The organism is Runella sp., from assembly GCF_027484545.1.
Taxonomy (GTDB): domain Bacteria; phylum Bacteroidota; class Bacteroidia; order Cytophagales; family Spirosomataceae; genus Runella.
On sequence record NZ_JAIXST010000060.1, the window covers coordinates 1 to 5,593 of the forward strand.

At 45.3% G+C, this 5,593-nt stretch carries 5 protein-coding genes; all 5 read left to right on the forward strand.

Annotated features, from left to right (window positions below; genetic code table 11):
- A partial coding sequence (leuC, locus tag Q0081_RS05505; protein ID WP_298350157.1) for a 3-isopropylmalate dehydratase large subunit occupies nt 1-1,360 on the forward strand: 1,360 nt, incomplete at its 5' end.
- A 14-nt stretch (nt 1,361-1,374) separates the two neighbouring features.
- Nucleotides 1,375-1,971: a 3-isopropylmalate dehydratase small subunit gene (leuD, locus tag Q0081_RS05510; protein ID WP_298350159.1), complete on the forward strand. Its 597-nt coding sequence runs from the start codon at nt 1,375-1,377 to the stop codon at nt 1,969-1,971.
- 63 nt (nt 1,972-2,034) lie between these two features.
- Nucleotides 2,035-3,591 carry an alpha-isopropylmalate synthase regulatory domain-containing protein gene (locus Q0081_RS05515; RefSeq protein WP_298350161.1) on the forward strand — a complete coding sequence of 519 codons (1,557 nt, stop codon included), beginning with the start codon at nt 2,035-2,037 and terminating at the stop codon, nt 3,589-3,591.
- A 16-nt stretch (nt 3,592-3,607) separates the two neighbouring features.
- Nucleotides 3,608-4,678, forward strand: a complete 1,071-nt coding sequence (gene leuB, locus Q0081_RS05520; protein ID WP_298350163.1) for a 3-isopropylmalate dehydrogenase — start codon at nt 3,608-3,610, stop codon at nt 4,676-4,678.
- A 139-nt stretch (nt 4,679-4,817) separates the two neighbouring features.
- The coding region (locus tag Q0081_RS05525) for a hypothetical protein (RefSeq protein ID WP_298350165.1) at nt 4,818-5,593 on the forward strand (776 nt) is incomplete at its 3' end.

Sequence of the window (5,593 nt, forward strand, 5' to 3'; positions counted from 1 at the left end):
CCACGTTGTCCGCTCCATTGAAGACGGACCCGATGTGTTCTTCATCGACCGTCACTTTATTCACGAAGTAACCAGCCCTGTCGCTTTTCTGGGACTGGAAAGCCGCGGAATTGGTGTGCTTTTTCCTGAGCGTACCTTTGCTACCGCCGACCACAACACGCCGACCATCAATCAACATTTGCCAGTAGAGGACCCTCTTTCGGCTAATCAGTTGAAAGCGCTTGAAACCAATACTGCGAAGTACGGTATTTCGCACTGGGGTTTGGGCCACGCAAAAAACGGGATTGTGCACGTAGTGGGACCTGAAAATGGTATTACGCTACCAGGCATGACCATCGTTTGCGGTGACTCTCACACGTCTACGCACGGTGCTTTTGGAGCCATTGCCTTCGGTATCGGTACTTCAGAAGTAGAGATGGTGTTGGCGTCGCAGTGTATCATGCAACCCAAACCAAAGAAAATGCGCATTACCATCAATGGTAAATTGGGCAAAGGTGTATTGCCAAAGGACGCCGTTCTTTTCATTATTTCGCAGATTTCGGCCAGCGGTGCTACGGGTTATTTTGTAGAATACGCCGGCGAAGTATTTGAAAATATGAGCATGGAGGGACGCATGACGGTTTGTAACATGTCTATCGAAATGGGCGCACGCGGTGGCATGATCGCTCCTGACGAGACTGCATTTGCATACCTCAAAGGGCGTGAACAAACTCCTAAAGGCGAGGCATGGGACAAAGCGTTGGCCTACTGGAAAACCCTTAAAACCGACGAAGGCGCAACGTTTGACTTAGAATATACCTACGATGCCGCTGACATCGAACCCCAAATCACGTACGGAACCAATCCGGGACTCGGAACGGGTATTTCTCAACATATCCCTAAAGCCGAAGACGTATTGGACGGTGGGGCTTCGTACGCTAAATCGCTGGCTTACATGGGATTTGTGGAAGATGACACCCTCATTGGCAAACCGATTGACTACGTGTTTTTGGGAAGCTGTACCAACGGTCGCATCGAAGATTTCCGGGCGTTTGCCTCTATCGTGAAAGGCCGCAAGAAAGCCGATAACGTAACGGCATGGCTGGTACCGGGCTCACACATTGTTGAGTCTCAAATCAAGGAAGAAGGCATTTTGGATATTTTGACTGAAGCAGGTTTCTTACTGCGTCAGCCGGGGTGTTCTGCCTGTTTGGCGATGAACGATGATAAGATTCCGGCAGGCAAATACGCCGTCAGCACCTCAAACCGCAACTTTGAAGGTCGCCAAGGCCCGGGTGCGCGTACGTTGTTGGCAAGCCCTTATGTAGCTGCGGCTGCCGCCGTCACCGGAAAAGTAACTGACCCACGGGAGTTTTTGTAAACAATAATATAATCATGGCATACGATCAATTCACTATATTAAAAAGTTCGGCGGTACCGCTTCCATTGGAAAACGTGGATACCGACCAAATCATCCCCGCTCGCTTTTTGAAAGCTACCAAGCGGGAAGGCTTCGGCGATAATCTTTTTCGCGATTGGCGCTATAATCCCGACAATTCGCCCAAAGCAGAATTCGTATTAAACAACTCGCTTTACTCGGGCAAAATTCTTGTCGGCGGTCGCAACTTCGGAAGCGGTTCGAGTCGCGAACACGCGGCGTGGGCCATCTACGATTACGGATTCCGTTGCGTCGTATCGAGTTTCTTTGCCGATATTTTCAAGAACAACTCCATCAACGTTGGGATTTTGCCCGTAACGGTAAGCCCTGAGTTTTTGGATAAGATCTTTTTGGCAATTGAAAAAGACCCCAAAACCGAATTGGAAGTAAGCTTGCCTGACCAAACCATTACCATTTTGACAACGGGTGAACAGGAGTTTTTCGACATCAATGGTTACAAAAAACACAACCTATTAAACGGCTTCGACGATATCGATTATCTGCGAGCCATGAAAGAGGAAATCGGAGCTTTTGAAGCCGCACTTTTATTTTAAAGGCCCCCTAACCCCCAATGGGGGCATTATTTCAAGATATTGAAAATTAATAGTACACAAGTAATGATAAATGAAGAAAAAAAGCTCCCCCATCGGGGGCAGGGGGGCTACATTGAAATAATGGATACGACACTCCGTGACGGTGAACAAACCAGCGGAGTGTCTTTTTCGGCTTCTGAAAAATTGGCCTTGGCGCAGATACTTCTCACCGAAGTGAAAGTGGACCGAATCGAAATTGCTTCGGCACGTGTGTCAGAAGGCGAATTTCGGGCGGTAAAGAAAATTACCAATTGGGCCAAGGAAAATGGATTTTTGGATAAAGTAGAAGTGCTGACGTTCGTAGACGGCGAAGCGTCTATTGACTGGATGCTTGAATCGGGTGCCACGGTGATGAATCTGTTGACCAAAGGCTCACTGAATCACTTGGTGCATCAGCTCAAAAAAACGCCCGAAGCGCATTTCGCAGACATTCAGAAAGTAATTGCCTCGGCACAATCGAAAGGAATTTCTGCCAATGTTTATCTCGAAGATTGGAGTAACGGAATGCGCAATTCTCCCGAGTATGTATTCCAATTTCTTGATTTTCTGACAACTCAACCCATCCGTCGCGTGCTTTTGCCCGATACGTTGGGAATCCTTACCCCTGCCGAATCCTATTCTTTTGTGAAGTCAATCGTGGAGCGTTATCCCAACCAACACTTTGATTTTCATGCCCATAACGATTACGATCTAAGCATCGCCAACGTGATGGAAGCAATTCGGGCGGGAGCACAGGGATTGCATTTGACGGTGAATGGAATGGGTGAACGCGCCGGAAATGCTCCTTTGTCGAGTGCTATTGCAGTTATAAAAGATTTTATGCCCGAAGTAACCACGGGCGTTGTCGAGGAATCTTTGTATTCGGTCAGCAAAATCGTCGAAACGTTCTCAGGACTTCGTATTCCTGCCAATAAGCCAATTATCGGAGATAATGTTTTTACGCAAACCGCCGGTATTCACGCGGACGGGGATAAGAAAAACAACCTGTATTTCAACGAGTTATTGCCCGAACGTTTTGGACGTAAGCGTTCGTATGCGTTGGGAAAAACATCGGGGAAAGCCAATATTGAGAACAACCTTCGGGAATTGGGCATCAAGCTGGCGGACGAAGACCTCAAAAAAGTAACGCAGCGTATCATTGAACTTGGTGACCGAAAGGAAGTGGTGACGCAGGAAGACCTGCCGTACATCATTTCCGACGTACTGGATACCAACACAATTGAGTACAAGATCGAAGTGCTGAATTATGTCCTGACGCACTCCAAAGACCTTAAACCGTCAGCAACGCTCAAAGTGAAAATCGAAGACGAGGTTTTTGAAGAAAATGCGCAGGGAGACGGACAGTACGATGCGTTTATGAACGCATTGAAGAAGATTTATGAGGTTAAAGGAAAAACGCTTCCTTCGCTAACCGATTACGCCGTACGAATCCCGACGGGAGGACGCACCGATGCACTTTGCGAAACAATCATTACCTGGAATTGGAACAATAAAGAGTTTAAAACCAGAGGCTTAGATTCTGACCAAACGGTTTCTGCTATTAAAGCCACTCAGAAGATGTTGAACTTGATTTCTATATAGTTGTACAAAAATACAAATGAAAAAACACATCCTAATCGTTCCCGGTGATGGTATCGGGCAAGAAGTTACCACCGTTGGTAAACAGGTCTTAGACCGCATCGCCGAAAAATTCGGCCATGAATTCACCTACGACGAAGCCCTCATCGGCCACGTAGCCATCGAAGCGACCGGCGACCCGCTTCCTGAAGAAACCCTTACTAAAATGCGCGCCTCTGACGCCATTTTGTTTGGTGCCGTAGGTCACCCCAAATACGACAATGACCCTTCGGCAAAAGTACGTCCGGAGCAGGGTTTGTTGAAAATGCGGAAAGAATTGGGGTTGTATGCCAACCTGCGCCCTATCAAATTGTTTGACGAATTGTTGGAAGCATCCAGCATCAAACCCGAGATTTTGCGCGGAGCTGATATTCTTTTCTTCCGTGAACTCACGGGTGACGTATATTTCGGAAAGCGTGAGCGCATTGACGACGGAAATACGGCCTACGATACCATGATTTACAGCAAATACGAAGTAGAACGTATCGCCCGCAAAGCCTTTGATGCCGCTATGACAAGAGGCAAAAAACTCATGTCAGTAGACAAAGCTAACGTTCTGGAAAGCAGTCGCTTGTGGCGAGAAGTGGTACAGGCAGTAGCCAAAGAGTACCCCGAAGTCGAGGTAAGTCATCAGTTTGTGGATTCGGCAGCGATGTTGCTTATCAAAAACCCAAGAAACTTTGACGTAGTCGTAACGGGTAACCTGTTTGGCGACATTCTAACGGACGAAGCCAGTCAAATTGCCGGTTCTATGGGAATGTTGGCTTCCGCTTCAATAGGCGACAGCACGGGCGTTTATGAGCCTATCCACGGTTCAGCGCACGACATTACAGGTAAAGGCGTTGCTAATCCGTTGGCATCAGTACTTTCAGCGGCCTTATTGTTGGATATTTCATTCGGATTAAAAGAAGAATCTGAGGCCATTATCGCAGCTGTAGATGCCGTTTTAAAAGCCGGTTTCCGCACACGCGACATCGCCAACAGCGAAACACCTGCCGACAAAATTCTGGGTACAGACGCCATGGGAGCGGAGTTGTTAAAGCGTTTATAAGTTCTTACCCGTCGGTCGGTTTAGAACCGACTGACGGGTAAGAACTTACTTCTACAATGGCGGCAAGATTTAGTATTTTGCCGCCATTTGTATTATTTGTACCTTTTCAACGTACTTATAACTCCAAACATTTTTAAACATGATAATATATGAATCGTACAATCAAGCAATACCATCTGGGTTTGTAGTGTTTGATAGTGATATGATGGTAGCAGGAATTAATCATAGAGTAAAAGAGGCTTTGACATTTGTAAAAGCTAAAAACTTATGGCTCGAATTTGAACGTGACTATACAAACCCTTCTGATTCCAATGCTATTAAAATAATTGGTTGTAGTAAAGCTCTTCTTGGCGGTATTGAGCGCCATTTTATCGGTTTTGTACCAAGAGGGATTGCAAAATATATTAGCCAGTCAAAGTTTTACGATAAAGTTCAACCTATATTGTCTAATATTTTAGCAAATGATTATACAGTAGAAAATATTTTTTTGGGGAACATAGAAATTAAATTTCATATTATTGGGCCTGTTGAGTTATATCAAACCTATCAAACAGCCACAGCCTATAATGAGTTAATCTTTCATTTAAATTCAGTCAATCGAAGCATTTTACAAATATGTGAAGTTGGGGATATTGTAAGTTTATGGGTGAAGCCTGATAAATCTGGTGTAGTGGTATTTACTAATAAAGGGGGTTTAATGGGTGGAGAGGGAAAAATGGGCTATGTTCCTCGTCATTTACAGGAAAGAATTATTGAGAATATATCTAAAGGAGGCCTTTACAATTCAGAGATTATATCAATTAGCGATGAGTCATGTGAAATAAAAAACCAAGAATTAACCCCTGAAGAAGTAAAAAGGATAGGACAAGAAGCAATGGATCGTTATTATAAAAGAATTGCAGATGAAATATCAAA

Coding starts and splice junctions, on each gene's coding strand:
- leuD (WP_298350159.1), top strand. CDS start 1,375: ATGGCATACGATCAATTCACTATATTAAAAAGTTCGGCGGTACCGCTT.
- Q0081_RS05515 (WP_298350161.1), top strand. CDS start 2,035: ATGATAAATGAAGAAAAAAAGCTCCCCCATCGGGGGCAGGGGGGCTAC.
- leuB (WP_298350163.1), top strand. CDS start 3,608: ATGAAAAAACACATCCTAATCGTTCCCGGTGATGGTATCGGGCAAGAA.